The sequence below is a fragment of the Pseudorhodobacter antarcticus genome, assembly GCF_900110135.1.
Lineage (GTDB): Bacteria > Pseudomonadota > Alphaproteobacteria > Rhodobacterales > Rhodobacteraceae > Pseudorhodobacter > Pseudorhodobacter antarcticus.
In genome coordinates, this window is the sequence record NZ_FOCO01000005.1 from 115,793 (window position 1) to 142,636 (window position 26,844).

The window sequence follows — 26,844 nt, forward strand, 5'->3', positions numbered from 1 at the left end:
CCTTTTTGCTGCTCGAACCTTTTTGCCTTAAAGCTGCGAGAGCAGGACGTATTGGCCCCGATCACGCCGCACCAAGGTAAAATCGTGACTTTGTTCCTGATCATCATACACAGCGGAATTGCTGCGGGCGATAGCCAAGCGAAGATTTTGCTGGATTGAGTCTGAACTGCCACTATCCAGCGCAAAAGCTTGTTGAAACACGGCGCGCGCCTCGCCTGAATTGCCGCGTTCCATCAGGACCACGCCAAGATTGTTATGGGCGGGGACGGAGGTGGGATCGGCCTTGATCGCTTGGCGCAGCAGGGTTTCGGCCTGCCCCAAGCGGCCTAAGCGCAGGTTGGCGGAGCCAAGGGCTGACAGCACATCGGCGTTAAGGCCCTGTTCGGAGGCGCCGCGCAGATAGGCGCGCAAAGCAAGGTCAAATTCGCCCGCCTCCATCAAGCGGTGCCCGACCAAAAGCCCATCGACGCCCAACGCACCCGTATCGGTGCCGGGGGCGGCGTTGCGGGCGCGATCACTGGCAGAAAGGCCGCCTGTCGATTGACAAGCGGCCAAAAAGGGGAGGCCCAGAATAAGGCCCAAGATCAAAACAGAACGTCGCCGCGTCATAAGGTGATATTAGCCCCCGCCCAAGGTTTTCGCGATGCTGTGCAGTGATGGTCCAATCAAGATGATCATCAACGGTGGCACTGTGAACAACATTGTGCCCAGCGTCAGCTTGGTCGGCAACTTATTTGCCTTTTCTTCGGCGCGCATGATGCGTTTGTCGCGCATTTCGGCAGAATAGACACGCAATGCTTCGGCAATCGACGTACCGAACGTGGCAGATTGCACCAAGGTGGTCACGAAGGATGCCACATCGGCCACGCCCACACGTTCGGCCATATCTTTTAGCACCATGACGCGTTCTTTGCCCGCTTTCACTTCGTTGGCGACGGTATCAAATTCATCGGCCAAAGCGGGATAGCCCGCGCGGCTTTCCTTGGCCACGCGCATGATGGTTTGATCCAGCGATTGCCCCGCCTCCACGCAGACCAGCATCATGTCCAGCGCATCGGGAAAGCCGGAGATAATTTCCTCTTGGCGCTGTTGCACGCGGCTTTGGACCCAGTATTGCGGGATGTAATAGCCCAATGCGCCCGGCCCCAAGGTGAACATGATCATTTTCTGGGTCGTCACCTCGCCCTGATTTTGCAGGTAGAGGGTGTAAAGGACGCCCAAGATCATAAACCCGACGCCAAGAATAAGCTGGGAAAAGTGAAACAGCTGCACCGCGTTTTTCGCGCGGTAGCCTGCACGGTGCAGTTTTAGGCGCGAGGCCGACATTTCTTCGGCGTTTTGGGGTTCAAGGAAGGTGGAGAATTTTTGCAGCTTGTCGCCTGCCGCGTTGTTGGTCCCCATTCGCAGGCCTTGCTGTTTTGGGCCGGCCGTTGCGGTGCGTTGGCTTTTGATCCTGTCAAAAGGTTCAATTTTCTTTTTCATCATGGTGGGCATGGCAAGCGCGATCAGCACGATGCCAAGCCCGCCCACAACATACAAAGGACCCATGGGCCCGAGGGCGTCGACAAGCATTTGGTAGAGAGAAGCGAACATTTGATCTGGCCCTTTATACTTTGATATTGACCATGATTTTCATGAAAATCACATTGATCAGGAGCAACACGCCGACGATGAGCGCTGTGGGGATAAAAACGGGGGTGTCTTTGACTTCATCATAATAGTCGGGTTTGATGATTTGGATCACGACCATGGCGACAAGGGGAAAGGCGGACAGGAACATGCCGGACCATTTCGCCTCGGCGGTGATGGTGCGGACGCGGCGAAAGAGTTTGAAGCGGGCGCGGATAACCTGTGACAGCCCGTGCAGAATTTCCGCCAGGTTACCGCCTGAGGTTTGTTGGATGGTCACGGCGACCGCCAAAAAGCGCAAATCCTGGTTGTCCATGCGTTCGGCAAATTCCTTTAGCGCCTCCGAGATTTCGCGACCGTAAGCCGCTTCATCCGCGATGAGGCCAAATTCGGTGCCCAACGGGTCCGCCACTTCTTTTGCAACGATGTTGATTGCGCTGGAAAACGGGTGGCCCACACGCAGGCTGCGGACCATCAGTTCCACCGCGTCGGGCAGCTGTTCGTCCAGCAGGTCCATGCGCTTTTTGGCCTTGTTCGAAACCCAGACAAATACGCCGCCAACCCCCATCCCGACCGCGATCAATATGCGGACGGCGGGTGCGGCCTCAGTTCCATAGGTTAGGCCGATGAAGGAAAACACGGAAAGCCCCGCCATAATCATCAACAATTGTGGGGGTGAAAAGGCGATGTTGGCCTTTTGCGCCTTGGTGGCCAGCACGGAATACAAAGGGATGCCGCGCGCCTTGAGGTGCTGGCTCATTTCCTTGCGCAGTTGTTCCAACACCTTTTCGCGGCTGCCGGATTTTTCCAGCAGTGCCAAGCGGCGGCTGACGCGGTTGTTCAGGCTGATGGATTTGCCAAAAACGGTGAGGTAAAGCCCTTCGACGATGACCAGAACCGCCACAAAGATCATGACATAGATTAGGGGCGCTGCGCTGAGTTCCATGGGATGTCCTTAGGCGATGGGTTCGTAGATGGAGGCGGGCAAATCATACCCCCACTGGCGGAAGCGTTCGGAGTAATGCGAGCGCACGCCGGTGGCGTTAAAGCGGCCAATGATCTTGCCATCGGGGGCAAGGCCGAGGCGTTCGTAGCGGAACAGTTCTTGCATCGAGATCACTTCGCCTTCCATGCCCGTGATTTCGGTGATGGAGGTCATGCGGCGCGAGCCGTCCTGCAAGCGGCTGGCCTGCACGACCAAGTTAACGGCCGAGGAGATTTGCGAACGTACGGCCTTGAGCGGCATTTCAATCCCGGCCATGGCGATCATGTTTTCCAAACGCGACACCGCATCGCGCGCGGAGTTGGCGTGGATGGTGGTCATCGACCCATCGTGGCCCGTGTTCATGGCCTGCAACATGTCGATAACTTCTTCGCCACGGGTTTCGCCCACGATGATCCGATCGGGGCGCATCCGCAGGGCGTTGCGCAAACAGTCGCGCTGGGTCACAGCGCCTTTGCCCTCTACGTTCGGGGGGCGGCTTTCCATGCGGCCCACGTGGATTTGTTGCAGCTGAAGTTCGGCGGTATCTTCGATCGTCAGCACGCGTTCAGTGTTGTCGATGAACGATGACAGCGCGTTAAGCGTGGTGGTTTTGCCCGAACCCGTACCGCCCGACACGATGATATTGAGGCGGGTGGATACGGCGGCTTGCAGATAGGCGGCCATTTCTTCGGTAAAAGCACCGAAATTGACCAGATCAGGGATGCCCAGCTTATCCTTTTTGAACTTACGAATGGACACCAAGCTGCCATCAACCGCCACGGGCGGCACCATGCAGTTGAAGCGAGAGCCGTCGGCAAGCCGCGCATCGCAATAGGGGTTGGATTCGTCGACGCGCCGGCCCACGGCAGACACGATTTTGTCGATGATGCGCAGCAGGTGGCGTTCATCCTTGAAGGTGATGTCGGTCAGCGTCAGCTTGCCGTTGCGTTCAATAAAGATACGCTTGGGGCCGTTCACCAAAATATCGTTGACTGTTTCATCCTTTAGCAAGGTTTCTAGCGGGCCAAGGCCCATCACCTCGTCATAAAGTTCTTGGTTCAGGGTGATGCGGTCGTCCTTGTTCAAGGCGACAGACATCTCATCCAGCGTTTCCGAAACGATAGAAGCGATTTCGGCGCGCAGGTTTGCCTCGGATGCGTTTTCGAGTGCGGCAAGGTTCAGGTTTTCCAGCAGCTTTTTGTGCAGCTCTGCCTTCAGCTCCATCAAGCGGTCTTTGCGCTTTTGTTCCTTGTCGCTGATCAAGGTTTCGGCAGGGGTGCGCGCGGCGGCCTGCGGGGTGGTGCGCATTTGGGCCAAGGGCCGCTTTTCAGGGGCCTCGGCACGCTGCAAAGCGGGTTGCTGGGTCGTTACCGCGGCGCTGGGGGCGCGGACGGGGGTGGCATCGTTGGCTTTTTTGTAACGCGAAAACATGGCGGTTTTGCCCCTTAAAGTCGTATGCCTTAGCCCTTTGCGGCTTCGGTAGATTTGTTCAGGTCATAAAGTGACTTGGCAAGTTTCTGGATTTCCTTGCGCATCGGGTTTTTGGCCGCCGATTCTGACAAAGGCAGACCGTGGTCATTGGCCTGGGTCACTTGGGGACCGCCATCGGGCAGTTGAATTTCGATGGTGATATCCAAGCTTTCGGCCATCCGTTTGACCCGGCTTTTGGCCGAGAGATCAGTGAATTTTGGCGCGCGGTTCAGCACATAGCGCATTTTTTCCAGTGGCAGCGCCTCGGCCTTTAGGGCGCGCACAAGGCGCAGCACGTTTTGGGCCGACCGCAGATCAAGTTCCATCAGCGCGAAATAGACATGGGCGCGGTTCAGCACCGTTTCCGTCCAGCTGACGATGGTGGATGGCATGTCGATCACCACAAAGTCGAAATTGGCCTGCGCCATGTCGATTAAGCGGTCGATATCTTCGCCCTGCACGATATCCAATGGCAGCATATCGGGTGGCGCGGTGAACACATGCAGTTTGTCGTTAAAGGTCAGCATGGATTTGACGAAGGATTCGCTGTCGGCACTGGCGGTGTCTTGCAAGATTTCAAACACCACATCGCGGCGCGGCAGATCGAGGTTGGTGGAAATGGCCCCGAATTGGAAATCGAGATCAATCAGACAGACGCGCGGGGCGTCGGTTTTGCTGATGGTGGCCAGTTCCCATGCCAGATTGCAGGCGAATGTGGACGCGCCAACGCCGCCCGACATGCCATGCACGGGCAGCACAACCGCCTCGCGGTCGCCTTTGGCCTTGAAGCTGGGGGCGCGGACGGGTGGTTGGTCGGTTTGGTCCGTTTTTGTGGGGTGCGGCGGGGCTGCGGCAGGGCCTGCGGCCACGGTTTCTTTGGCGGGGGCAGGGACCGCGCGCATCCGCGCAATCGCTTCGTGCAGCGCACCATCGGGCAGGGGGTAGGGCACAAAATCGTTCGCGCCAAGGCGCAACAATTGGTGCAGCGCCACGGGGCTTACCTCATGCGCGATCAGCACCACTTTGATATTCTTGGATTTTGCCAATTTGATCAGATCGGTGATCTGGGCCATATCCTGGGTGTCCTGACCATCCACAGCGATGGCGACAAATTCCAGCGTGGCCGATTCGGGTTGGTCCAGAAACAAGGGCGCATCGGCAAAGGACAAATCCCCCCAGTTTTCGCCCAACTCATGTTCCATATCATCGATCAGCAGATCGAAATTCTGCACATCACGCGAAATGGTGCACGCCACGATAGGCGCGGGATTGGGTTGGAGGTTAACAACGCTTGCCATCTTTACTTTGCCCTTCAAAAGCGGGGGAGTTGCGCGCCGCCCTTGCCATTTTGGCAAGACATTCGATGCGAAACCGACCCCCCCTGCACGACAGATCGCCGCGCAACTGGTCCTATTGAAGCGAAGATGGTGGACAATGGTGGCGAGATTGGGGCTAAAAAACTGTTATTCTTTGGTTTTTTCGTCCGTTGTCGCCAAAATGGAACCTAATTTGCAGGGGTTTTGCCTGGTATTGGTGCAAAGCCTGCGCATAAAAGAAAAAGGGCCGAAACAATCGGCCCCTTTTTTTGCGATGCGGGTCGGATCAGCCGCCAGCGGCGACTTGCGTTGTGACGTTTGTCGTGCGCGGATGCTTACGTTCGGCCAGCACCAAGTATTCGCGGTGGATGACTTGGGCGTATTTGCCGTTCAGCACCGAAGGGTGGTTTTTCACAAAGCCAGACACCTCGGTCATGGTGCGGCGGTTTTGCTGTTCGGGCTGGTCGGTTTGCACCACGGGGCGGGTTTCACCGTAAGATGTCATCGCCTCTAGCCTGCTGCGGCTGATGCCTTGGCTGGCGAAATAAGCGACCACGGCCTTGGCGCGGCGCAGACCAAGCGCTTGGTTGCTGGCGTTGGAGCCGACCAAATCGGTGTGGCCATAGACGCGGAACCGCACCTCGGGGAAGGTTTTGATCCAATCGGCCTGCTGGCGCAATATCGCAACCGCATTGCTGTCGAGTTGCGAGGAGTTGAACGCGAAGGTGATGGTCGATGGCACCTCGGATGAAAAGCGGTTGCCAAGGGCGATGGTGTAGTCTTTCTGACCCGACTGGATCAGCGTGTTGTTCATCGTGGCGTTGCCAAAGCCGTTGGCATCTGCACCAAGCTCGCGGTCAAAGTCGCTGCCGCAGGCCGCGAGGGCCAACAAGGAAACACCAAGTATTAAGGGGGATATGCGCATCGCTTACTCCATCACATAGCCGTAAGAGCCACTGAAATCTTGCCGGGCCACTTCACCAGCAGCGCCTTTTTGGGCCTTGCCACCTGTGACATTGCCAAACAGGAAAAACTCACGCTCGGTTGGAACTTTGACGCGGTCGGTGGGCAGGGCAAGCGCCTCGCCTCGGGTTGGGGTGACCAGATGCGGGGTGACAATGATCACCAGTTCGGATTGCGAACGCTGGTATTCAGAGCTGCGGAACAACGCCCCCAGCACCGGAATGTCGCCCAGCCACGGCACCTGACCGTTCAGGTTGCGAAAGTCATCTTGCAGCAGGCCAGCGATGGCAAAACTTTCACCATCGCGCATTTCCACGGTGGTCGATGTTTCGCGCCGTTTGAAGGCGTTCACGGTGATGCCGTTGGTTTGCAGGGTGACCGAGTTGTCGATGGACGACACTGCGGCGTTGATGGTCAGGTTGATCATGTCACCATCGACCACAACGGGGGTAAAGTTCATTTCCACGCCGAAGGGTTTGTATTCAATGCCAATTTGGCCGTCGCCAGTCGCCACGGGAATGGGGTATTCGCCGCCTGCCAGAAACTTTGCCTCTTGGCCCGACAGCGCGGTCAGGTTCGGTTCCGCCAGCGTGCGGATCATGCCTTTGCTTTCCAGCGCTTCCAGCAGCACGGCAAATTGCAGGCTGCCTGCGCCGATGCCCAGCGCAATTGCGCCTTCGGTGCCGTCTTTCACTTCGACCGGGTTGCCGATGCCATTGTCGGCATCCAGCCATGTGCCACCTTCACCCGCGATGCTGCGGCGGCCAGAACTGCCCAACGTGCCATTGATGGCCAGCGACGCAGACAGACTTTTGGAGACAGATCGCTGCATCTCGGCAAAGCGGACTTTCAGCATGACCTGCTGGGTTCCGCCCACGCTCATCAAATTTGAGACGCGTTCGGGGGCATAGCGGTTGGCAAGATCCAGCGCGCTGTCGAGTTTGGTCAGGCTGGACACGGTGCCCGACATGACGATGCCATCATTGGCGGTGCGCACCTCGATCTGTTCGCCAGGTAGGATTTGGCGCAGACGTTCTTTGAATTCGGCGATGTCGGGGGTGACATGCACCTCGACGTTGGAAATTAGGCGACCATCGGCCCCAAGCAAGGTCATCGTAGTGCGACCGGGCGCCTTGCCCAGCACATAGATGGATTTGTCGGACAGGGTGGAGATGTCGGCGATGCCCGGGTTGGCGATGGACAGTTCCGCAAAGGCGATGTCGCTTTCGACCACGACCGCGCGGTTCATGGGCACTTGCAAAGCGCTAGAGGGTGCGCCGCTCATCACGCGCAACGTCTGGGCCTGTGCCCCGAATTGGGCCGGCTGGAGCAGGGCAAGGCCAAGTGCCGTCGCCCCCAAAAGGGTCCGCATTCTCATATCACTGCCTTTCGATCGCGCCTCGGATACAGGTCTTTTGCCCGTAATTTTACATACTTTGCCGGGTTTCCGCTTTTTTTGCAAGAATCAAAACCTTAGAGCGGGTTCTTCATGTGGATAAGTTGCAACAGAGGGAATATCTGCCGCAACCTGTCGTGGTTTGAAAAAAAACGGCCACTAGATGAAGTGGCCGCCTGTGCTGATTTCAGTTGGTGCAGGGGATTGGAATGTCCACAACATCGGCGCCGCGACGGGTTTTAATGCTGCATTGGCGCACTTCCTCGACTGCGACAGGGGCCGCAGCTTGGATGCCCAGCAGGGTGGCGCTGTCCACTTCGACGCTTTCCACAATCGTGTCATCATTGGTGCCGACCAGACTGAGGGCAAGTTTGCCAGTGGCGGTGGCCTGGGCCAAACGGGCGACTTGTTGGGGTGTCGCCTCTACTGTTACGGTGCGGGCGATGGTGCCTGAGACGTTGGCGCGATCACCGTCGGCCGCTTGGTCAACCGCCACAACCTTGATCGTGGTTTCAATCAATTGGGTGAATTCATTGTTCATGCCGCTGGTCGATCCGGTCCAATACACATCGACATTGTCCCCCGGTTTGACGAAACCAGACACGCCAGACGCCACATCCACTTTGATCGCAAAGGCGCGTTTGCCTTTGGTCAAACGGGCGGTCAGGCTGATATCGGCCCCCGGTTCGGTGACTTTGACGCCCAAAAGCGGTTCATTCTGTTCCAGCTGGCGCAGCACATAGCGGGGTTCCAGATAGTCACCCGGAAACAGGATGGCCGCATCCACAAACGTGCCTGGCGGCAGAGAATTGAGGGGGAAGGTCGCCAGCGCCACATCGTCTTTGGTGATCGGCGCGCCATATGCCATCGCTTTTTTGACGACAAACACATCCACCAATTCACCCAGTTTCAACCGGGCCGCCTTTTCGCGGGCCACTTCAACCTGCGCATGGCTGACATAGCCTTGCACCATCCAAACCGCGGCCCCGGCAAGTGCCAGGCCGACGATCAGAACCAGTCCAAATACCATTCGCATTTCAATCACCTTACAAAGTTAGAGTTTCACGTTCGCTATTAACGATTGTAGCCAATTGGCTGCACCGCGATATCGGCGGCGATCACTGTGGCGGCACTGTCTGACGAAAACGCAATGGGGACCAGAATAAGAAATCCAATGCCAATAACCGCAGCGGTCAACACGACCCAATCAATTGTTACAGCACCGTCTTCGGATTTTAGGAATTCAAGACAGTGTCCCATTATGGATCCTTGTTGCGTTTTGTTTGTATTACAGGGCGCATCCTAAAGGATGGGCGGTGGCTTATTGTTGCGCAGCTTTATGTCCGAATTACGGTGTTTTTGGTGCGATATGGGGGCAATGCGCGGGGCGCTGGGAATACAGCGATGGAGGCTGCAGATGTTTTAGGGGGCTATGAAAAAAGGCCGCATGCGGGGTGCATGCGGCCTTTTTACAAAACAGCGTTCCGCGGTTACGGACGGCCAACATAGGTGAAGTCGGATGTCTGCAGGTCGGTCACAACCCGGTCACCCAGATCTTCCATGCCGCCGCCGACGAGGTTCATGATTACCACGCCCAAGCCCACGATTGCTGCGGTCAAAACGACCCAATCAACAGTCACAGCGCCGGATTCGTCGTTGCAGAAGTTTGCGAATGTGTTCTTAACGTTCATGATATAATTCCCTTTCAAGGAAGATTTGCGTTCAGGTTCATAACCGCGCTGGATCATCTCGGTCTGGCCTCTGTTCCGTTCCGATACCCGACGTGGTAGGGCCTGTTATACATCGGTAAAAGTGGCGCGATTGGGGCAGGGATATGTTGAATTCGCGATATATCGGGTGGGCTGGAAACAGTGTGGAAGCGGTTTGGAAACAGTCGTTAAGGGTTTAACGGGCGGTGGTTTGTTGGTTTTGGGGGGGCAGGCGGTTGGCTGGCCGGTTGGTTTGGCACTGGGGCTGCATATGCGCCCGAACTGTAGATGTGGCCAGACTGCATATGCGCCCAGACTGCACAGGCGAAAGGCCGCACCTTTGCGGGTGCGGCCTTTGATTTTGTCACAACAGCTATGTTGTGCGTTTGCCGTGATTATGGACGGCCGACGTATGTGAAGTCGGATGTCTGCAAATCGCTTACAACGCGGTCACCCAGATCTTCCATGCCGCCGCCGACGAGGTTCATGATGACAACGCCCAAGCCCACGATGGCGGCGGTCAGCACAACCCAATCAACAGTCACAGCGCCGGATTCGTCGTTGCAGAAGTTTGCGAATGTGTTCTTCATGGTCATGGTAAAACTCTTTCTTAAGGTTTGTGTTTACGTTCAGGTTCACTACCGCGCTGGATCGTCTCGGTCTGGCCTCTGTTCCGTCCCGATACCCGACTTGGTATGCCCCTTTTTAACAGGATAAATGTGGCGGCCTTTCGGGCGGAACGTGGCATTTTTGGGCGTTGTAATTTTTTTTGAAAAAAAGTTTTGGCGCGGGAAAAATGGTTAATTTTACAGGGGTTTCGGTGGGGTGCTGGGTTTGGGCCCGCCGCGTCGCTGTGACATTCGCGCCAATTTGGGCGGTTTGGCCACAATTGAGGGGCCAAAACAGTGGCGGCAGGGGGTGATTCCTGCGATGCTGGAAAAAAAGAAGCGTAAAAGAGCAGTTAACAAAATGCCGAAACAGGCAAGATTCTTTGTGGCAGCGGTGCTGGGCCTGTTGGGTTTGGCCGTGCCTGATAGCGCGCGCGCGCAAACGCCCCCGTTCAAGGACGATTTTTCGGCGCGACGCGTGGTGGTGCCGCAAAAGCAGGCTGGCCCGCGTATTACGGTGCAAATTGATCCGGTGGAGCAGGCAAAGCGGTTGGCCGTGGCCCCAAAGCCTGTGGAGGTGGTGGCGGTGGCCCCGGACCCTGATGCGCCCTTGTCGCCAGTCGTGGCCGCCGCGACGCCGGGTGCGGCCTATGGTTGGTTTTGGGATAAGGTTTCAACCGCGCAGGGCGCGCGGGATGGGCGTTATGGCTTGGCGATGGCCAGCCTGTCGCAAGGGCCTGCCGGAGCATCAGTGCGCGCGCCCCGGATGCAGCATTTGCAAGAGGTGGCGGGCAAATACGGCACCGAGATTTTGAAGGCCACGATTGGCACCAACGTGTCGCCCGCCTTTGTTTTGGCGGTGATCGGGATTGAAAGCGCGGGGCGGCCTGATGCAGTGAGTTCGGCAGGGGCGACGGGATTGATGCAGCTGATCCCAGCCACAGCCGCGCGGTTTGGGGTGACGGATTCCACCGACCCTGTGCAGAACATCAAGGGCGGTGTGGCGTATTTGGATTGGTTGATGGGGCAGTTTGACCGCGACCCGTTGATGGTGCTTGCGGCCTATAACGCGGGGGAAGGGGCGGTGCGGGCCAATAACGGCGTGCCCCCCTTTGCCGAGACGCGCGATTATGTGCCCAAGGTGTTGGCGGCGTGGCAAGTGGCGCAAGGGTTGTGTCTGACCCCGCCGGAGTTGATCAGTGACCCGTGTGTGTTTAAGGTGATAGCGGCGGGGAGGTGAGGGCCGCCCCTGCGCCGTGAGTTGGGGGGAGCCGCCCGTCCCCGACCTTAAGCGAAGGCGGGGGGGGGAGCTCCCCGAACTTAAGCAAAGGCGGGGGGCCAGTCCCCCGGAACCCCCCGGGATATTTTCAAACAGAAAAAGGGATGGACGCTTTGAGTTAGGGGACGATTGTGGCCTCAGTCGCCGCGCGCAGCTCCGCCTCGGTGACGCCTGTTGCGCATTCGACAATTCTAAGGCCACCTTCGACGACGTCGAGGACACCGAGGTTGGTGATGATGCGGTCCACCACGGCGCGGCCCGTGAGGGGTAAGGTGCAGGATTTCAGCACTTTGCTCTCGCCGTGTTTGGAGGTGTGGTCCATCACCACGACCACGCGGCCCACGCCTGCAACGAGGTCCATAGCACCGCCCATGCCTTTGACCAGTTTGCCGGGGATCATCCAATTGGCCAGATCGCCGTTTTCGGCCACTTCCATCGCACCAAGGATGGCCATGGCGATTTTGCCGCCGCGGATCATGGCAAAAGATTGGGCGGAGTCGAAAAACGCGGTTTGGGGCAGTTCGGTGATGGTTTGTTTGCCTGCGTTGATCAGGTCAGCGTCCTCGGACCCTTCAACCGGGAAGGGGCCCATGCCGAGCATGCCGTTTTCCGATTGTAGCGTCACCTCAATCCCGTCGGGGATATAGTTGGAAACCAGCGTCGGGATGCCGATGCCAAGGTTGACATACCAGCCGTCTTGCAATTCTTGGGCTGCGCGCGCGGCCATTTGGTTCCGGTCCCATGCCATGATCAGGATGCCTTTCGGGTGGTGCGCTGTTCGATGCGCTTTTCGTGGGTGCCTTGGATGATGCGGTGCACATAGATGCCGGGCAGGTGGATGGTGTCGGGGTCCAGCGCGCCGAGGGGCACGATTTCTTCGACTTCGACGATGCAGATTTTGCCGCATGTGGCGGCGGGCGGGTTGAAGTTGCGGGCGGTTTTGCGAAACACGAGGTTGCCCGAGGGGTCTGCCTTCCATGCTTTGACGATGGCGAGGTCGGCGACGATGCCGCGTTCCAAGATATAATCCTGACCGTCAAAGGTTTTTACGTCTTTGCCGTCGGCAATCACGGTGCCCACGCCGGTTTTGGTGTAAAAGCCGGGGATGCCTGCGCCGCCTGCGCGCATCCGTTCGGCCAGCGTGCCTTGGGGGTTGAATTCCAATTCCAGCTCGCCCGACAGGTATTGACGCATGAATTCGGCGTTTTCGCCCACGTAGGAAGAGATCATTTTCTTGATTTGCCGGGTGGCGAGCAATTTGCCCAGGCCGAAATCATCGACGCCCGCATTGTTGGACGCGATGGTGAGGTTTTTGGTGCCCGCAGCAACCAGCCCGTCGATCAGCAATTCGGGGATGCCGCACAGGCCAAAGCCCCCGGCGGCGATCAGCATGCCATCAAACAGCACCCCATCAAGGGCTGTTGATGCGTCTTTGTAAATCTTTTTCACCGATTTTCCCCCGCGCTATGATGGGGAAGTTGTGGCCCGCGTTTAGAGTGAAGTCAATTGCCGCAGTGCAGCGCGCGCAGGAAGGGTTTGGGGTGGTTGCGAAAAGCGCTTGAAGCCGGGGCCTGCGCGCGGCTATCAAGGTGCCGTGGCCGCTTGCTGGAACTGGTAGACAGACCGGACTTAAAATCCGTTGCTTGGAAACGAGCGTGTGGGTTCGATTCCCACAGCGGCCACCACTATCCCCGTTGCAGTTTCACCGGCTCTGACCGTCCCAGTTTCAGGAAATGCGCCATAAAGGGTTTTGTGGCGTCCTCCTCGCGCGTGGCGGCATATAGGCGTTTGGTGATTGTTTGGGGGCCAAGGGGCCGGGTGACGTAATCGGCGTTGGAGCGCAGGTCGCGCAGCACCCAATCTGGCAGCACCGACACGCCCCGGTTGGACCCGACGAGCATAAGGATAACGGCGGTAAGTTCCACCGCGCGGGTGGCGCGGGGTTCGACCTTGGCCGGGGTGAGGAGTTCGGTGAACACATCCAATTTGTCACGCGCCACCGGATAGGTGATGAGGAGTTGATCGCGAAAATCCGCAGCCTCGATCATCGATTTTTGCGCCAGTGGGTTTTGGGCGCTGGCAACAAACATCGGGTGATAATCAAACAGCGGGTTGAAGGTGACATTGGCAAGGGGGATGGGGTCGGAGGAGATCACCAGATCAACCTCTTCGCGTTGCAAGGCTGGCAGCGCCTCGAAAGCTAGGCCTGCGCGGATGTCCACGTCCACCTCGGGCCAGGCACGGCGAAAGAGTTCCAGCACGGGAAACAGCCATTCAAAGCACGCGTGACATTCAATGGCGATGTGCAGGCGGCCGGTTTTGCCGGAACGGAGCCCGCGAAACTCCTCCTCCAGCGCGTCAATCTCGGGCAGGATGCGTTCGGCGAGGCGCAGCATGCGGATGCCAGCGGCGGAAAGTTTGAGGGGTTTGGATCGGCGCACGAACAGATCGACGCCTGCCTGATCCTCTAGCCCTTTGACCTGATGCGACAGGGCGGACTGGGTCATGTTCAGCATATCGGCGGCGCGGGCGAGGCCGCCTGCCTGTTGAATGGCGCGGATGGTGCGCAGGTGGCGAAATTCGATGTGCATTATGTGGTCCGCCTCATAAACATGATTAGTATTATGAATTTGTCTCACATCCCGAAATCGGCGACAAGAGGGCATAGAGCAGGAGTGCCACGCATGACCAAGACACCGAATATTTCGTTTGAATTTTTCCCACCGCAAACGCTGGATGCGTCGTTCCGGCTGTGGGAAACGGTGCAGGTTCTTGCCCCATTGGCGCCCACGTTCGCATCCGTGACCTATGGCGCGGGCGGCACCACGCGGAAATTGACGCATGAAGCGGTGGCGACGATTGGCAGCCATTACGGGCTGAATGTGGCGGCGCATTTGACCTGCGTGGATGCGACACGCGCGGAAACGCTGGAAATTGCGGAAAGCTATGCTGCGGCGGGGGTCACGGAAATTGTGGCGCTGCGCGGCGATGCGCCCAAAGGGGCTGCGCGGTTTACGCCGCATCCCGATGGCTTTGCATCATCCGTGGAATTGGTGGCGGCGCTGGCCGAAACGGGCAAATTCAAGCTGCGCGTGGGGGCATACCCTGAACCGCACCCTGATTCTGCAGATACGCTGGCCGATGTACAATTCCTGAAGCGCAAGATTGATGCGGGGGCGACCAGTGCCATCACGCAGTTTTTCTTTGAGGCGGAGACGTTTTTGCGGTTCCGCGATGCCTGTGTGAAAGCGGGGATTACCGCGCCGATTTTGCCGGGAATTTTGCCGATCCAGTCGTGGGAGGGCACCAAGAAATTTGCAGCGCGTTGTGGGACCCAAGTGCCCGCGTGGTTGGATGATGCGTTTGTCGCTGCCAAGCGGGACGGGCGTGAAGCATTGCTTGCCACCGCGCTTTGCACTGAGTTGTGCGATGAATTGTTGGGGGAAGGGGTGCAGGATTTGCATTTCTATACCCTGAACAAGCCGCATTTGACGCGCGATGTATGCCACGCGCTGGGCATTTCGCCGCAAGTGGCACTGCAAAACGTGGCGTGAACCCAGTCGACCCTGAAGCCTTGGGGCGGTGAAAACCGCCCCATTTTTATTGGATTTGGTGGGCGGTGAAAACCGCCCCATTTTTATTGGATTTGGTGGGCGGTGAAAACCGCCCCTTTTTTTGCGTCTGTTATTTACGGCCAACGCGCGGAATGCGGGATTTTACGGTGGGATATGTCGCCTCGGGGTGGGGCGGTGCGCCGTGGGTGCGCGACCAAAACCGGGGACCGCCGCGCGCGGCCCATGGGCGCAACATCAGCACCGCACCCGCGATAAACCCACCTGCATGGGCCCAATAGGCAACCCCGCCCGTATCGCCCGGCGTGGAAAAGCCGCTCAACAATTGCATGCCAAACCACAGCCCCAGCATGATCCACGCGGGAATGGGCAACACGCGGAAAAAGATGATGAAAATGATCAGCACATCGACTTTGGCGCGCGGGAACATCAGCAGATAGCCGCCCATCACACCTGCAATCGCGCCGGATGCCCCGATCATCGGCACCAGCGAATAGGGGGCAGAGGCGATTTGCAGCGCTGCCGCCGCCAGCCCGGACAACAGGTAAAACCCAAGATAGCGGGCGTGGCCCAAGATATCTTCAAGGTTGTCGCCAAAGATAAACAAAAACAGCATGTTGCCTGCAAGGTGCATCCAGCCGCCGTGCAAGAACATGGAGGTAAACAGCGTATCCACCCCGCCGCCTGCCATCACACGGCGCGGCACTAGGCCCCATTCGATGAAAAACAGCGACAGCCGCCCTTCATCCGGGATGGTGAGGGTATAGCTGAGGAAGATCCCGATGTTCAGGATCATCAGCGCATAGGTGACATAGGCCACGCGCCCGGAGGGGTTATGATCGCGGATCGGAAACATGGGTCAAAATTTCCGATCCGCGCGAGGGCGTCAAGAGGTTAAGCGTCGCCCATTTCGGCCAAGAGTTGCGCGTTGCCGCCCGATGCCGTGGTATCGATGCAAACATGGCGTTCCAATTGCACATGCGCCGCATCTGGCAAACCGCCGATCAAAGGCAGGATAGGGCCATTGCGCGCGGCAAGCGCTTGCGCGTATGCGCGGCCTGTGGTGGCATCGCCCCACCAGATGGCGCCCGAAAACCCTTGCAGGGTGGTTAATGCGGCAGGGTCCAACTGCCCCGCCTCCACCGCGACGCCGCCATGGGCGCGCACCGCCTCTGCTTGTGCCAGCATTTGTGGGGCCGTGGGGCCAAGGCAGAGCAGCGGCGCACGGGCATAGGCCGACAGGCGGTTTGATTCGCCCGTAGGACCGGGCAGGTCGTGAGTGTGGATTGCGGCGGGGTTTGGCGGGTTGGCAGCCAGCGATTTTGCGACCGTATCGGGGATGGAGGTTGCCGCCGCGCCGTCCAGCTGGGAGGCTGCGTGCTGGGTGAAGCGGGCCATGTAATCTGGGCCGCCTGCCTTTGGTCCGGTGCCAGAAAGTCCTTCGCCGCCAAAGGGTTGGCTGCCCACAACCGCGCCAATTTGGTTGCGGTTCACATAGGTGTTGCCTGCGGTGATTTGGCTGACCACGCGGTCCACCCGGTCATCAATCCGGCTGTGCAAACCGAATGTCAGGCCGTAGCCCATGGCATTCACATCCACGATCACCGCGTTCAACCCGCCCGATTTCCACGGGGCCACATGCAGCACGGGGCCAAAGATTTCGCGCGGCATATCGGCAATGCCGCGCACTTTGATCACGGTGGGGGCGATGAAGGTGCCGTTTGTGCTGGTGCGCGCCTCGTGCAGCACGCGCCCTTCGGCGCGGGCGGCGTCAATATAGGCTTGGATATCGGTTTGCGCCTTGGCGTCGATCACGGGGCCGGTGTCGGTGACAAGGTGCCACGGGTCGCCCGCCTCCAGATCATCCATCGCGCCGTAAAGCATTTCCAGCACAGTGTCGCGGACATCATCTTGCAGGTACAAACAGCGCAGGGCCGAACAGCGCTGGCCCGCCGATTGAAAGCTGGAGGCGAGGATATCACGCACGGCCTGTTCGGGCAGGGCGGTGCTGTCGACCACCATCGCGTTCAACCCGCCGGTTTCGGCGATCAGGGGCGCTGTGGGGTCCATGTGCTGCGCCATATTGGTGCGGATGCGCAAAGCGGTGGGGGTGGACCCGGTAAAACACACGCCATTGACGCGCGCATCCGATGTCAGGGCGGTGCCAATATCGGCCCCGGTGCCGGGCAGCAGTTGCAACGCGCTGGCGGGCACGCCTGCCTTGTGCAGCAGCGCCACGGCCACGCCTGCGATCAAGCTGGTTTGTTCGGCGGGTTTGGCCAGAACGGCATTGCCAGCGCCCAAAGCCGCCGCGATTTGGCCTGTGAAGATGGCCAGCGGGAAGTTCCACGGGCTGATGCAGGTGAAAATACCGCGGGCTGGCAGGGTGACCCCTGCTGCCTGTTCGGCGTAATAGCGCAGAAAATCAACCGCTTCACGCAGTTCGCCCACACAATCGACAAGGGTTTTGCCAGCTTCACGGGCCAGCAGGGCAAAGAACACGCCAAATTCCGCTTCATAAAGGTCTGCGGCGCGGCGCAGCACGGTGGCGCGTTCCGCAGGGGCCGCGTCCCATGGTTTTGCGGCGGACAACGCGGTTGCCACATCGGGGGCGCTGGCGGGCAACACATGGCCGACACGCGCGCCTGTGGCGGGGTTTTTCACCTCCCACCGTTGGCCGCCTGCGGTGGGGCCTGCCAGCATAGGGCGCACCTCAAACAAGGCGGTTTCGTGGGGCGCGCGGGCGTCGTGGATTTCAGCCAGATCGCCGCTGTCGGTCAAATCCCAGCCCCGCGAATTGGCGCGTTTGCCAAACAGATGGGGGGCGGTGGGTAAGATTGCGCTTTCGATGGGCTGCGTGGCTTCCATCGCGGTCAGGGGGCAGGCGGCGACCTCCTCGGGTGGGACAGCTTCGTCCACGATTTGGTTCACAAAACTGCTGTTCGCGCCGTTTTCCAGCAGGCGGCGCACAAGGTAGGCGAGCAGGTCGCGGTGCGCGCCGACGGGGGCATAGATGCGGCAGCGGGTGCCGCTGCCCTCTAGCACGATGTCGTGCAGGCGTTCGCCCATGCCGTGCAGGCGCTGAAATTCAAAGGCGCGTTTGTCGGTGGCCATATCCAGCACGGCGGCGACGGTATGCGCGTTGTGGGTGGCAAATTGCGGATAAATCCGGTTTGTCATGCCAAGCAGCTTTTGCGCACAGGAAATATAGGCGACATCGGTGGAGTGTTTGCGGGTGAACACCGGGAAACTTTCAAGGCCCAACACTTGGGCGCGCTTTACCTCGGCGTCCCAATAGGCACCTTTGACCAAGCGGACCATGATTTTGCGGTCCAAACGGTCGGCCAAGCCATAAAGCCAGTCGATCACAGCGCCCGCGCGGCGACCGTAGGCTTGGACCACCACGCCAAACCCGTCCCAGCCTTTCAGCGATGGGTCAGACAAAACCGCCTCAATCACTTGCAGGGACAGGGCCAGACGGTCAGCTTCCTCCGCATCAATGTTGAAGCCCAGACCCGCGGCCTTTGCCAGACCTGCGAGGGCGCGGACGCGGGGCACCAACTCCTCCATCACGCGGTCGCGTTTGGCGACCTCATACCGGGGGTGCAGGGCGGAAAGTTTGACCGAAATACCGGGGTTTTCGCGAATGTCCTTGGATTTGGCCGCCTTTGCAATCGCGGTGATCGCGGCGGTGTAGGACAGGTGATAGCGCCGCGCGTCATGTTCGGTGCGCGCCGCCTCACCCAGCATGTCATAGCTGTAGGTGAACCCTTTGCCTTCCAGATCGCGGGCGCGGGTCATGGCTTTCTCAATAGTTTCGCCCAACACGAACTGCTTGCCCATTTCTTTCATCGCGCGCGATACGGCGGTGCGGATAACGGGTTCGCCAAGACGTTTGACCGCACCCCGCAGGCTGGACGCGATGCCCGGCTGGCGGTCATCCAACACACGGCCTGTCAGCATCAGCGCCCAAGTGGAGGCGTTGACAAGACTGGAGGCGGATTGACCAAGGTGTTTGCCCCAGTTTGACGGCGCGATTTTATCCTCGATCAGCTTGTCCATCGTATCGGCATCGGGCACGCGCAACAGCGCCTCAGCCAGACACATCAGCGCGATGCCTTCATCGGTGGACAGGCCGTATTCGGCCAAAAACACCTCCATCAACCCCGGTTTGGCGCTGCCACGAATGGCGCGGACCAAATCGGCACCGCTGGCGGCAATGCGCGCGCGGTCATCAGGGGTCAGGCCCGCAGCCGCGATCAGATCGGCGATCAGCGCCGCCTCGGGCCGCAGGGATTGGCGGTCGATGATGGTCCAGGCGGTACCAATGGAATCGCGGGGCATGGGCAAGCTCTCCTCTTTGGCATAGTCTACGCTGGAATCAAAAGCCGATCGTCCCGATTTGCGGCAATCGGCAGGCGGTTTGGCCGATTGCAGGGGGGAAACCAATGACGAATACACCTTTTGACCTTGACCGCTTTGACCAAGCGATTTTGCGGGTGTTGGCGGCCGAAGGGCGCATCAGTGCCACCGAGTTGGCGCGCCGGATTGGGCTGTCTAAATCCCCCACCCAAGCGCGGATGAAACGGCTGGAGGAGGCGGGGGTGATCACCGCGTACCGCGCCCAGTTGGACCCGATCAAGATGGGCCAAGCGCATGTGGCCTTTGTGGAGGTGCGCCTGTCGGACACGCGCGAGGCGGCGTTGCAAGCGTTCAACAAAGCGGTGCTGGCAATCCCGGAGGTGGAACAGTGCCACATGATGGCGAGCCGGTTTGATTATTTGCTGAAGGTGCGGACGGGCGATATTCAAGATTATCGCCGGGTGTTGGGGGAACGGATTTCGGCGCTGCCGCATGTGGCATCGACATCGACCCATGTGGCGATGGAGGCGGTGAAAGAGGCGGGGGTTTAAGCGTGTAACGGGCTGGTTGGTTGTGTGGGGGGGCGGTGGGTTGCACCCACCCTACGCGCGCTGCCAAAAGCCTGCGCCAAAGATGGGGTATCCCACGCAGGGCTTTGATTTTAGCTTGGACCGCAGTTTATGCGCCCTTGCCCCGCAGGGCGAATGGGCGAGGGATTAGGGCCGCATCATTCGCCGCGAATAACCCGGCGGAACCCTTCGAACAAAGGGTCGTTGGCGCAAACGATGGACCCTTTGACCAAAGGATCATCGCCTTCGCGGATGGCCGAAACCATGCCGCCCGCCTCGCGGACCAACACCAATCCGGCGGCAATATCCCATGGCTGCACGCCGCGTTCCCAATAGCCGTCAAACCGACCCGCGGCGACGTAAGCCATGTTCAACGCGGCAGAGCCCCAGCTGCGCACACCAGCACAAACAGGGGAAAGCCGGGCGAAATCTTGCAAGGATGCGGGCAGGGTGCCTTTGCCACTGTGCGGCACGCCCGTTGCAAAAATGCTTTCATGCATGGCACGCCGACCCGAAACGCGCAAACGGCTTTCGTTCATCCATGCGCCGCTGCCTTTTTCGGCCCAGAACATTTCATCCTTGGCAGCGTCAAAAATCACGCCAGCGATGATTTCGCCTTTATGTTCCAGCGCGATGGATACGGCCCAATGCGGCAGGCCGTGCAAAAAGTTGGTGGTGCCGTCCAGCGGGTCCACGATCCAGCGGCGGGTAGGGTCCACGCCTTCGGTCTCGCGGCTTTCCTCGCCCAGAAAACCATAGGTGGGGCGGTCGCCCAACAACGCTTCGCGCAGGGCCTTTTCCGCCTCGCGGTCAGCGCGTGTCACAAAATCGCCCGGCCCTTTTGAGGAAACCTGAAGGTTTTCCACTTCACGGAAATCCTTGACCAAAGCGCGCCCAACTTTGCGGGCCGCCTTTTTCATCAAGTTGAGGTTCGCGCTGCCTTGCATGCTTTCGCTCCATCCGTGTCGGGCCGTGTCCGGCCAAACCCTATAGCTGCGCGGGGTGCGGATGCCAAGGGGGGCAGGGCACCTGCAGATGTTTCACGCATTGCCCGGCCAAAGCCAAAGGGGAAGTCGGTATTTTTGGCCGTATGACCTGTCGTTGGCAGTAATTGAAGCCCATACGGCTGTGATTAGGGGTAATTTTAGGAAAATTATCTTTCGATATTGGGGCATAATGTCGCAGGCGGGGCAAATGCCCGCGCCAAATCAAGACCAAGGGGAGAGATATAATGCCTGACACAATCGTTGTGGCTTGCGATGGGTCCGCCGCGTCCGGTCGTGCGATGGATTTTGCCCATGCCCGCGCAATGCAGCAAAAAGCTGACTTGTTGGTGGTGCATGTGCTGGAATGGTCGCCATACAGCTTTTTGACCAAAGAAGAGATTGAGGAGCGTCACGGGCGGCGCAAGGAGGAACTTGCCCGCGCCGAAACCGCCATTATCGCGCCTATCACGGCGAAATATGCCGGAAAAGGTGTCGAAATCACTGCGATGGTCAAATACGGCCATGTGGTGGACACGTTGGTGGAGGTCGCGGAGAAAGCGCGCGCCACTGAAATCATCTCGGGCCGGACCGGCAATTCGGGCGTGATGACCCGCGTGTTCGGATCCGTTGCGGGCACTTTGGCGCAAGTGTCGCCTGTGCCTTGCACAATCGTGCCGTGAACCATTCAAAGGGAGAGTAGAATGTTCCATATACCCCGCGCGCTTGTCGCGTTGGCGGGTCTGTTTGCTGCTGGCAGCGCACAGGCCTCCTCTGTCGATCAAGCGGTTAATGAGATTTTTGCCAGTTCAACCGGCTGGTTTGTCAACTTCATCTTTGCCCCGTTCCCTTTCACCAACTTCCCGTGGATTGTGGCTTGGTTGGTGATCGCTGCATCGTTTTTTACGCTGTATTTTGGGTTTATTCAGTTCCGCGTCATTCGCCATTCGCTGCATATCGTTTCGGGGAAATATTCGGACCCCGATGATGCGGGCGAGGTGTCGCATTTCCAAGCGCTGGCCACCGCGTTGTCGGGCACCGTGGGTTTGGGCAATATCGCGGGCGTTGCTGTTGCTGTTAGCATTGGTGGGGCTGGTGCGACGTTCTGGATGATTTTGGCAGGCCTTTTGGGCATGGCGTCAAAGTTTACGGAATGTACGCTGGGCGTGAAATACCGCAATGAATATGCCAACGGCTCCGTTTCCGGCGGCCCGATGTATTACATGGTCAAAGGGTTTGCGGAACGCGGTTTGCCGGGTGGCAGATTTTTGGCCATTTTGTTTTCCATCTTTTGCGTTCTTGGCGCATTGGGCGGCGGCAATATGTTTCAGGCCAACCAAGCGCATGGGCAGTTGACCAACATCTTTGGCGATTTTCCGGGCTGGATTACAGGCGTGATCTTTGCGGGTATTGTTTTTGCGGTGATCATCGGTGGTTTGAAATCCATCGCGCAGGTCACTGAAAAAGTGGTTCCCTTCATGGGCATCATGTATGTGGGTGCGGCGCTGATCATTTTGATCATGAATTATCAGCACATTCTGCCAGCATTTGGCCAGATCATCGACGGGGCGTTCACCGATTCGGGCGTTGTGGGCGGTGTGGTTGGCGCGTTGATCCAAGGGTTCAAACGGGCCGCGTTTTCCAACGAGGCGGGGGTTGGTTCTGCTGCCATCGCCCACTCGGCGGTGCGCACAAAGGAACCGATCACCGAAGGGTTCGTGTCGCTGTTGGAGCCGTTTATCGACACCGTGGTGATCTGTACCATGACCGCCTTGGTGATCATCATCACCGGGCAGTTGATGGTGGACCCTGCAACCGGCATGTACATTTTGAATGAAGGTGGCACGATCCAGACGCTTGACGGATCATCGGGGGTTGGCTTGACCTCGGCCGCGTTTGGGTCTGCGTTTTCGTGGTTCCCGTATGTGTTGGCTGTGGCCGTGTTGCTGTTCGCCTTTTCCACCATGATTTCATGGTCTTATTATGGGTTGAAAGCGTGGACCTATATGTTTGGCGAAGGCAAAAAGCAGGAGATGACGTTCAAGGTGATCTTTTGCATCTTTGTGGTCATCGGGGCATCGGCCAACCTTGGCCCTGTGATCGACTTCTCGGATGCGGCAATCTTTGCGATGGCTGTGGTCAACATCTTTGCGCTGTATTTCTTGATGCCCATCGTGAAGGCAGAGCTGAAAAGCTATCTGACCCGGTTGGAAGAAGGCAAGATCAAGCGCTTTCACTAACTTGTTGTAACATTGGAAAACGCCGGGCCATGTGGGCCCGGCGTTTTTCGTTATGGGCGCGACAGGATGGACGCGGGGCGCAGTTTTGCCAGCCCTTGGGTGATGATAATGGCCAGCCCCACCTTCAAAATATCGCCGGGGATAAACACGGCCATAACCCCGGCTGCCGCCATCCAGCTTTTGCCCAGCACCAGCGCAAACCCGGTGATGCCCATCGCATACAGCACCACAACGCCGCCAATCAGCGCCCCCGCACCCGCCGCAGCGCCAATGGGCGCGCGCCAGTTTTCCACAATCCAGCCCGTTACAAAGGCCGCCACCGGAAAGCCCACCACAAAGCCCACAGTGGGGCCAGCAAACACGCCAAGGCCGCCACGCCCGCCCGACAGCAAAGGCAGGCCAAGCGCCACCAAGCCCACAAACAGCAGCGCCGCCAAGGCGCCGCGCCGTGCGCCAAGGATTGTGCCGCACAGCATCACACCCAAGCTTTGCGCCGTGACGGGGATGCCAAAGGCCAGCGTGATTTGCGGCACAAGGCCCAGCACCGCGATTAGGGCGGCAAACAGGGCGATATAAGCAATATTTTTTTCCATCATCATTCCTTTAGGGTCATAATCCACCGCGCGCGCGGATCGCTTCGGCCACATGGTCGGCATCGTCCAGCGCCATCAGGCCAAGCGGCAGGATGATGCGCCAATTCACCCGATGCTGCGACCTTGCGCGCCATGCCTGCCCGAGCAGCGCGGCCTTGTCCATCAAAACCGGAGTAAAGCGGATAACCAGCGCAATCGCCACCGCCAGCGCGCGGGGGGAAAGGCCAAAGCGGGCCAAAGGGGCGGTGGTGCGTTCAACAACCGCGATCATCTCTGCCAGTTGTGTGGTCATCGTCACCAGATTGGCCAGCGCCACCGCGATCAGCATTTTGCCCGCCAGCACCGCACCTGCCGCGATGTCGCCAGTCCAAAGATGCCACAGCGCAAGGATGACCAAAAACAGCCATAGTGGGCGCAGCAATGCGGCCCCGTGCCGCGCAAACTGCCAACCAAAGGCCAGATATACGGCGGCGGTTGCGCAAAGGGCCGCCCCCACCAGCAGCGGCGATTGCAATTGAAACAGCGCCACACTGACCACGGCCAAACCCAGCAGTTTTGGCCCCGCACCAATGCGGTGCACCGGAGTTTTAATCGGGCAGGTCAGTGTCAGCATCGGCCGCCCCCAATGTATCCATCGCGGCGGTGAACGTGGTCAAAACCGCGCCCGCCGCACCATCGGCGCGCAGGCGGCCACCGTCCAGCCAGATCACACGGTCATAGCCCGCCAGTGCTACAGGGTCATGGGTGATCAAGATCAAGCGTTGCGGCAGGGCGGCCAACGCGCGGGTCAACCGGATTTGGGTGGGCAGATCAAGGCCCGCAAAAGGTTCATCCAGCAGAATGGTTTGCGGGGCCATGGCCAGCACCGACAGCAAGCACAAAAAATGCCGCTGGCCTTGGGACAGGGCGCTGACCGGGCGATCATGCCAATGGCTGCGGCCATGCTGGGCCAATAGGGCGCGCACGGCGGCACTGGCGGCAGCTTTGGTTTGGCCTTGTTGGTGCAGGCCAAAGGCCAATTCTTCGGCCACAGTGGGGAAAATGATTTGGTGATCGGGGTTTTGGAACAAAATCCCCAAGCGGTGCAGCATCGCCTTGCGGTCGCGCGCGGGGTCCAAACCGTCCACACGCACAGCACCTGTGGTGGGGGGCACCAGCCCTGACAACAGACGCAGCAGGCTGGTCTTGCCCGACCCGTTGCGCCCCACAATGCCGATGCGCGCCTCGGTCAAGGTCAGGGTCAAATCGGCCAGAATGGCGCGGCCCGCGACGCTGTATCCGGCGTTTTCAAGCGTGATCGCGGGGATGGGTGGCGTGTGGGCCAATTTGGGGGCCAATCTGTGGGCAAGCGGTTCGCAGGGCTTTTACCCCGCCTGTGCCCCCCTGCCAAGCATACAAAAAAGGCCGGGCGACCCAAAAGGGAAACCCGGCCAAGTCGCACACGAGGGACGTGTGGTCGGGCAAGCCCGACAGGGAACGCCTAGCAAGCAGCGATGAACCGTTCACCACGACTGTTGCGGTAATAACATTGGCCTTGCTTTGGGGCAGTCCCGATCAAGGTGGAGGCGGCAAGCCCGGCAGCGGCCCCAAGGGCGGCGCCAGCCAAACGGTTGTCGCCGTCCGATATGGCAGCGCCCAAGACGCCACCCGCAACGGCCCCCGCAGTGGCGTTTTGGTTGGCGGTTTGGCACCCGGTCAAGGCGAGGGCCACAAGTGGCAGGCAAAGCAAAAATGATTTCATGGGTGATCTCCAATTCAGGCAGCTATTGGGATCACAACGCAACGGGGCGGGAAATGGTTCCCGCCCCGTTTGATTTGGTTTTGATATCAGCGCCGCATCAGGCGGGCAGGCGGGCTGCGATCACCGATTCTTCCAAAATATCCATCGCTTCGGCGAAATGCGCGTCGGGAATGGTGATCGGCGCAAGGAAGCGAATGACGTTGCCATACACCCCGCAGGTCAGCAAAATCAGATGACGTTTCAACGCCTCGGCGCGCACGCGGTTGGTGAAATCGGCGTCGGGCGCATGGGTTGTGGGGTGGCCAAATTCCACGGCAACCATAAAGCCGGGGCCGCGAATATCTATCACCTCGGGCGAGGTGGAGCGGATGGATTCCAGCTTTTGGCGCAAGCGGCTGCCCAACTCATTGGCGCGGTCGCACAGGTTTTCCTCCTCGATCACGTCCAGCACGGCGTTGGCGGCGGCGATGCCCAATGGGTTGCCCGCATAGGTGCCGCCCAAACCACCGGGCCGCGCCGCATCCATCAATTCCGCACGGCCCGTGACAGCGGCCAGTGGCAGGCCACCCGCCAACCCCTTGGCCATGCAAGTAATATCGGCGGCCACGTCATAGCCATGCATCGCAAACATGGTGCCGGTGCGTGCAAAGCCTGTCTGCACCTCATCCGCGATCAAGATGATGCCGTGTTCATTGCAAAACGCGCGCAGGCTGCGCAGCAAATCCGGCGGCGCGGGGTAAAATCCACCTTCGCCCTGCACGGGTTCAAAGATAATGGCGGCAACGCGGTCGGGGTCCAGATCGGATTTGAACAGCTTGTTCAATGACGACATCGCATCGGCGGTGGACACCCCATGAATATCCTGCGGGAACGGCACATGGTAGACATCGGGCATCATCGCGCCAAAGCCTTTTTTATACGGCTCCACCTTGCCTGTCAGCGACATGCCCATGAATGTGCGGCCATGAAACGCGCCGCCAAAGGCGATAATCGCAGGGCGGTTCGTGGCAATCCGCGCAATTTTAATTGCATTTTCAACCGCTTCAGCACCCGTGGTGACAAAGATGGTCTTTTTGGTAAAATCACCCGGCACCAGTTCGTTCAAGCGTTCGGCAAGGCGCACATAGGGTTCATAGGGCATGACCTGATGACAGGTGTGGGTGAAACGGCCCAACTGTTCGGTCACCGCGGCCATCACCTTTGGGTGGCAATGCCCGGTGTTGACCACGGCAATCCCAGCGGCAAAGTCGATATAGCGGTTGCCCTCAATATCCCACACTTCGGCGTTCAGCGCACGATCGGCATAAATCTGCGTCATCATACCAACCCCGCGAGAGATCGCCTCATCTTTGCGCTTGGCCACGTCTGCGTTCAACATTGTCAGTACCCCGATTGGAATTTTGTGTGATTTGACCCGTTTTTGCGCGCC

The 26,844-nt window shown here is 59.0% G+C and carries 27 protein-coding genes and 1 tRNA gene; 6 read left to right on the forward strand and 22 right to left on the reverse strand.

Going from position 1 to position 26,844, the window contains the following annotated elements; genetic code table 11:
* Positions 1-27: 27 nt before the first annotated feature.
* The 11 genes from BMY36_RS03810 to BMY36_RS03860 form a co-directional block, all read right to left on the reverse strand.
* Positions 28-609, reverse strand: coding sequence for a tetratricopeptide repeat protein (locus tag BMY36_RS03810; protein WP_050520728.1), 582 nt, complete (start codon positions 607-609; stop codon positions 28-30).
* A gap of 9 nt (positions 610-618) precedes the next feature.
* Positions 619-1,593: a type II secretion system F family protein gene (locus BMY36_RS03815; protein ID WP_050520729.1), complete on the reverse strand. Its 975-nt coding sequence runs from the start codon at positions 1,591-1,593 to the stop codon at positions 619-621.
* A gap of 13 nt (positions 1,594-1,606) precedes the next feature.
* On the reverse strand, positions 1,607-2,575 hold the full coding sequence (locus BMY36_RS03820; protein ID WP_050520730.1) for a type II secretion system F family protein: 969 nt from the start codon (positions 2,573-2,575) through the stop codon (positions 1,607-1,609).
* A 9-nt stretch (positions 2,576-2,584) separates the two neighbouring features.
* Complete coding sequence (locus BMY36_RS03825; protein WP_050520731.1) at positions 2,585-4,045, reverse strand: TadA family conjugal transfer-associated ATPase; 1,461 nt, start codon at positions 4,043-4,045, stop codon at positions 2,585-2,587.
* A 29-nt stretch (positions 4,046-4,074) separates the two neighbouring features.
* On the reverse strand, positions 4,075-5,382 hold the full coding sequence (locus BMY36_RS03830) for a CpaE/TadZ family protein (protein ID WP_050520732.1): 1,308 nt from the start codon (positions 5,380-5,382) through the stop codon (positions 4,075-4,077).
* 304 nt (positions 5,383-5,686) lie between these two features.
* Positions 5,687-6,325: an OmpA family protein gene (locus tag BMY36_RS03835; RefSeq protein WP_050520733.1), complete on the reverse strand. Its 639-nt coding sequence runs from the start codon at positions 6,323-6,325 to the stop codon at positions 5,687-5,689.
* 3 nt (positions 6,326-6,328) lie between these two features.
* Positions 6,329-7,741, reverse strand: coding sequence for a type II and III secretion system protein family protein (locus tag BMY36_RS03840; RefSeq protein ID WP_050520734.1), 1,413 nt, complete (start codon positions 7,739-7,741; stop codon positions 6,329-6,331).
* 205 nt (positions 7,742-7,946) lie between these two features.
* The gene (gene cpaB, locus BMY36_RS03845; RefSeq protein WP_050520763.1) at positions 7,947-8,795 is read right to left on the reverse strand and encodes a Flp pilus assembly protein CpaB; all 849 of its coding nucleotides are present in this window, start codon (positions 8,793-8,795) and stop codon (positions 7,947-7,949) included.
* Positions 8,796-8,833: 38 nt separating this feature from the next.
* The gene (locus tag BMY36_RS03850; protein WP_050520735.1) at positions 8,834-9,019 is read right to left on the reverse strand and encodes a hypothetical protein; all 186 of its coding nucleotides are present in this window, start codon (positions 9,017-9,019) and stop codon (positions 8,834-8,836) included.
* 230 nt (positions 9,020-9,249) lie between these two features.
* On the reverse strand, positions 9,250-9,450 hold the full coding sequence (locus BMY36_RS03855) for a Flp family type IVb pilin (RefSeq protein ID WP_050520764.1): 201 nt from the start codon (positions 9,448-9,450) through the stop codon (positions 9,250-9,252).
* 413 nt (positions 9,451-9,863) lie between these two features.
* Positions 9,864-10,064 carry a Flp family type IVb pilin gene (locus tag BMY36_RS03860; protein ID WP_331458148.1) on the reverse strand — a complete coding sequence of 67 codons (201 nt, stop codon included), beginning with the start codon at positions 10,062-10,064 and terminating at the stop codon, positions 9,864-9,866.
* A gap of 373 nt (positions 10,065-10,437) precedes the next feature.
* Between BMY36_RS03860 and BMY36_RS03865 the strand changes: the two genes are divergently transcribed.
* Positions 10,438-11,316, forward strand: coding sequence for a lytic transglycosylase domain-containing protein (locus BMY36_RS03865; RefSeq protein ID WP_050520766.1), 879 nt, complete (start codon positions 10,438-10,440; stop codon positions 11,314-11,316).
* A 157-nt stretch (positions 11,317-11,473) separates the two neighbouring features.
* Here BMY36_RS03865 and BMY36_RS03870 read toward each other — a convergent pair whose 3' ends face one another.
* Positions 11,474-12,103, reverse strand: a complete 630-nt coding sequence (locus BMY36_RS03870; RefSeq protein ID WP_050520736.1) for a 3-oxoacid CoA-transferase subunit B — start codon at positions 12,101-12,103, stop codon at positions 11,474-11,476.
* A gap of 2 nt (positions 12,104-12,105) precedes the next feature.
* Positions 12,106-12,804: a CoA transferase subunit A gene (locus BMY36_RS03875; protein WP_050520737.1), complete on the reverse strand. Its 699-nt coding sequence runs from the start codon at positions 12,802-12,804 to the stop codon at positions 12,106-12,108.
* A gap of 147 nt (positions 12,805-12,951) precedes the next feature.
* Here BMY36_RS03875 and BMY36_RS03880 point away from each other — a divergent pair.
* Positions 12,952-13,040, forward strand: a tRNA-Leu gene (locus BMY36_RS03880).
* Here BMY36_RS03880 and BMY36_RS03885 read toward each other — a convergent pair.
* Positions 13,041-13,946 (reverse strand): LysR family transcriptional regulator, encoded by a 906-nt coding sequence (locus tag BMY36_RS03885; protein WP_050520738.1) that lies wholly within the window; start codon positions 13,944-13,946, stop codon positions 13,041-13,043. It abuts the tRNA gene before it with no gap.
* A 93-nt stretch (positions 13,947-14,039) separates the two neighbouring features.
* On the opposite strand from BMY36_RS03885, the gene metF reads away from it, so the two are divergent.
* The gene (gene metF, locus BMY36_RS03890) at positions 14,040-14,909 is read left to right on the forward strand and encodes a methylenetetrahydrofolate reductase [NAD(P)H] (RefSeq protein WP_050520739.1); all 870 of its coding nucleotides are present in this window, start codon (positions 14,040-14,042) and stop codon (positions 14,907-14,909) included.
* 130 nt (positions 14,910-15,039) lie between these two features.
* Here the strand turns inward: metF and BMY36_RS03895 are convergent, their stop codons facing one another.
* Together BMY36_RS03895 and putA are read right to left on the reverse strand one after the other, a co-directional pair.
* Complete coding sequence (locus BMY36_RS03895; RefSeq protein ID WP_050520740.1) at positions 15,040-15,783, reverse strand: rhomboid family intramembrane serine protease; 744 nt, start codon at positions 15,781-15,783, stop codon at positions 15,040-15,042.
* A gap of 38 nt (positions 15,784-15,821) precedes the next feature.
* Positions 15,822-19,271 carry a bifunctional proline dehydrogenase/L-glutamate gamma-semialdehyde dehydrogenase PutA gene (putA, locus tag BMY36_RS03900; protein WP_050520767.1) on the reverse strand — a complete coding sequence of 1,150 codons (3,450 nt, stop codon included), beginning with the start codon at positions 19,269-19,271 and terminating at the stop codon, positions 15,822-15,824.
* A gap of 104 nt (positions 19,272-19,375) precedes the next feature.
* On the opposite strand from putA, the gene BMY36_RS03905 reads away from it, so the two are divergent.
* Positions 19,376-19,840 carry an Lrp/AsnC family transcriptional regulator gene (locus BMY36_RS03905; RefSeq protein ID WP_050520741.1) on the forward strand — a complete coding sequence of 155 codons (465 nt, stop codon included), beginning with the start codon at positions 19,376-19,378 and terminating at the stop codon, positions 19,838-19,840.
* A gap of 176 nt (positions 19,841-20,016) precedes the next feature.
* Here BMY36_RS03905 and BMY36_RS03910 read toward each other — a convergent pair whose 3' ends face one another.
* A complete protein-coding gene (locus BMY36_RS03910) occupies positions 20,017-20,805 on the reverse strand; it encodes an inositol monophosphatase family protein (protein ID WP_050520742.1) in 789 nt (262 codons plus the stop codon).
* Between the two features lie 284 nt (positions 20,806-21,089).
* Between BMY36_RS03910 and BMY36_RS03920 the strand changes: the two genes are divergently transcribed.
* Together BMY36_RS03920 and BMY36_RS03925 are read left to right on the forward strand one after the other, a co-directional pair.
* On the forward strand, positions 21,090-21,524 hold the full coding sequence (locus tag BMY36_RS03920; RefSeq protein ID WP_050520744.1) for a universal stress protein: 435 nt from the start codon (positions 21,090-21,092) through the stop codon (positions 21,522-21,524).
* 21 nt (positions 21,525-21,545) lie between these two features.
* Complete coding sequence (locus tag BMY36_RS03925) at positions 21,546-23,081, forward strand: alanine/glycine:cation symporter family protein (protein WP_050520745.1); 1,536 nt, start codon at positions 21,546-21,548, stop codon at positions 23,079-23,081.
* A gap of 50 nt (positions 23,082-23,131) precedes the next feature.
* On the opposite strand, the gene BMY36_RS03930 is transcribed toward BMY36_RS03925, so the two are convergent.
* The 5 genes from BMY36_RS03930 to BMY36_RS03950 form a co-directional block, all read right to left on the reverse strand.
* Positions 23,132-23,674: a biotin transporter BioY gene (locus BMY36_RS03930; protein ID WP_050520768.1), complete on the reverse strand. Its 543-nt coding sequence runs from the start codon at positions 23,672-23,674 to the stop codon at positions 23,132-23,134.
* Positions 23,675-23,690: 16 nt separating this feature from the next.
* Complete coding sequence (locus BMY36_RS03935; RefSeq protein WP_050520746.1) at positions 23,691-24,287, reverse strand: energy-coupling factor transporter transmembrane component T family protein; 597 nt, start codon at positions 24,285-24,287, stop codon at positions 23,691-23,693.
* A complete protein-coding gene (locus BMY36_RS03940; RefSeq protein WP_050520769.1) occupies positions 24,262-24,999 on the reverse strand; it encodes an energy-coupling factor ABC transporter ATP-binding protein in 738 nt (245 codons plus the stop codon). The genes BMY36_RS03935 and BMY36_RS03940 overlap by 26 nt, the downstream gene beginning before the upstream one ends.
* Before the next feature lie 155 nt (positions 25,000-25,154).
* Positions 25,155-25,415, reverse strand: a complete 261-nt coding sequence (locus BMY36_RS03945; protein ID WP_050520747.1) for a YMGG-like glycine zipper-containing protein — start codon at positions 25,413-25,415, stop codon at positions 25,155-25,157.
* A 97-nt stretch (positions 25,416-25,512) separates the two neighbouring features.
* Complete coding sequence (locus tag BMY36_RS03950) at positions 25,513-26,793, reverse strand: 4-aminobutyrate--2-oxoglutarate transaminase (protein ID WP_050520748.1); 1,281 nt, start codon at positions 26,791-26,793, stop codon at positions 25,513-25,515.
* Positions 26,794-26,844 lie beyond the last annotated feature (51 nt).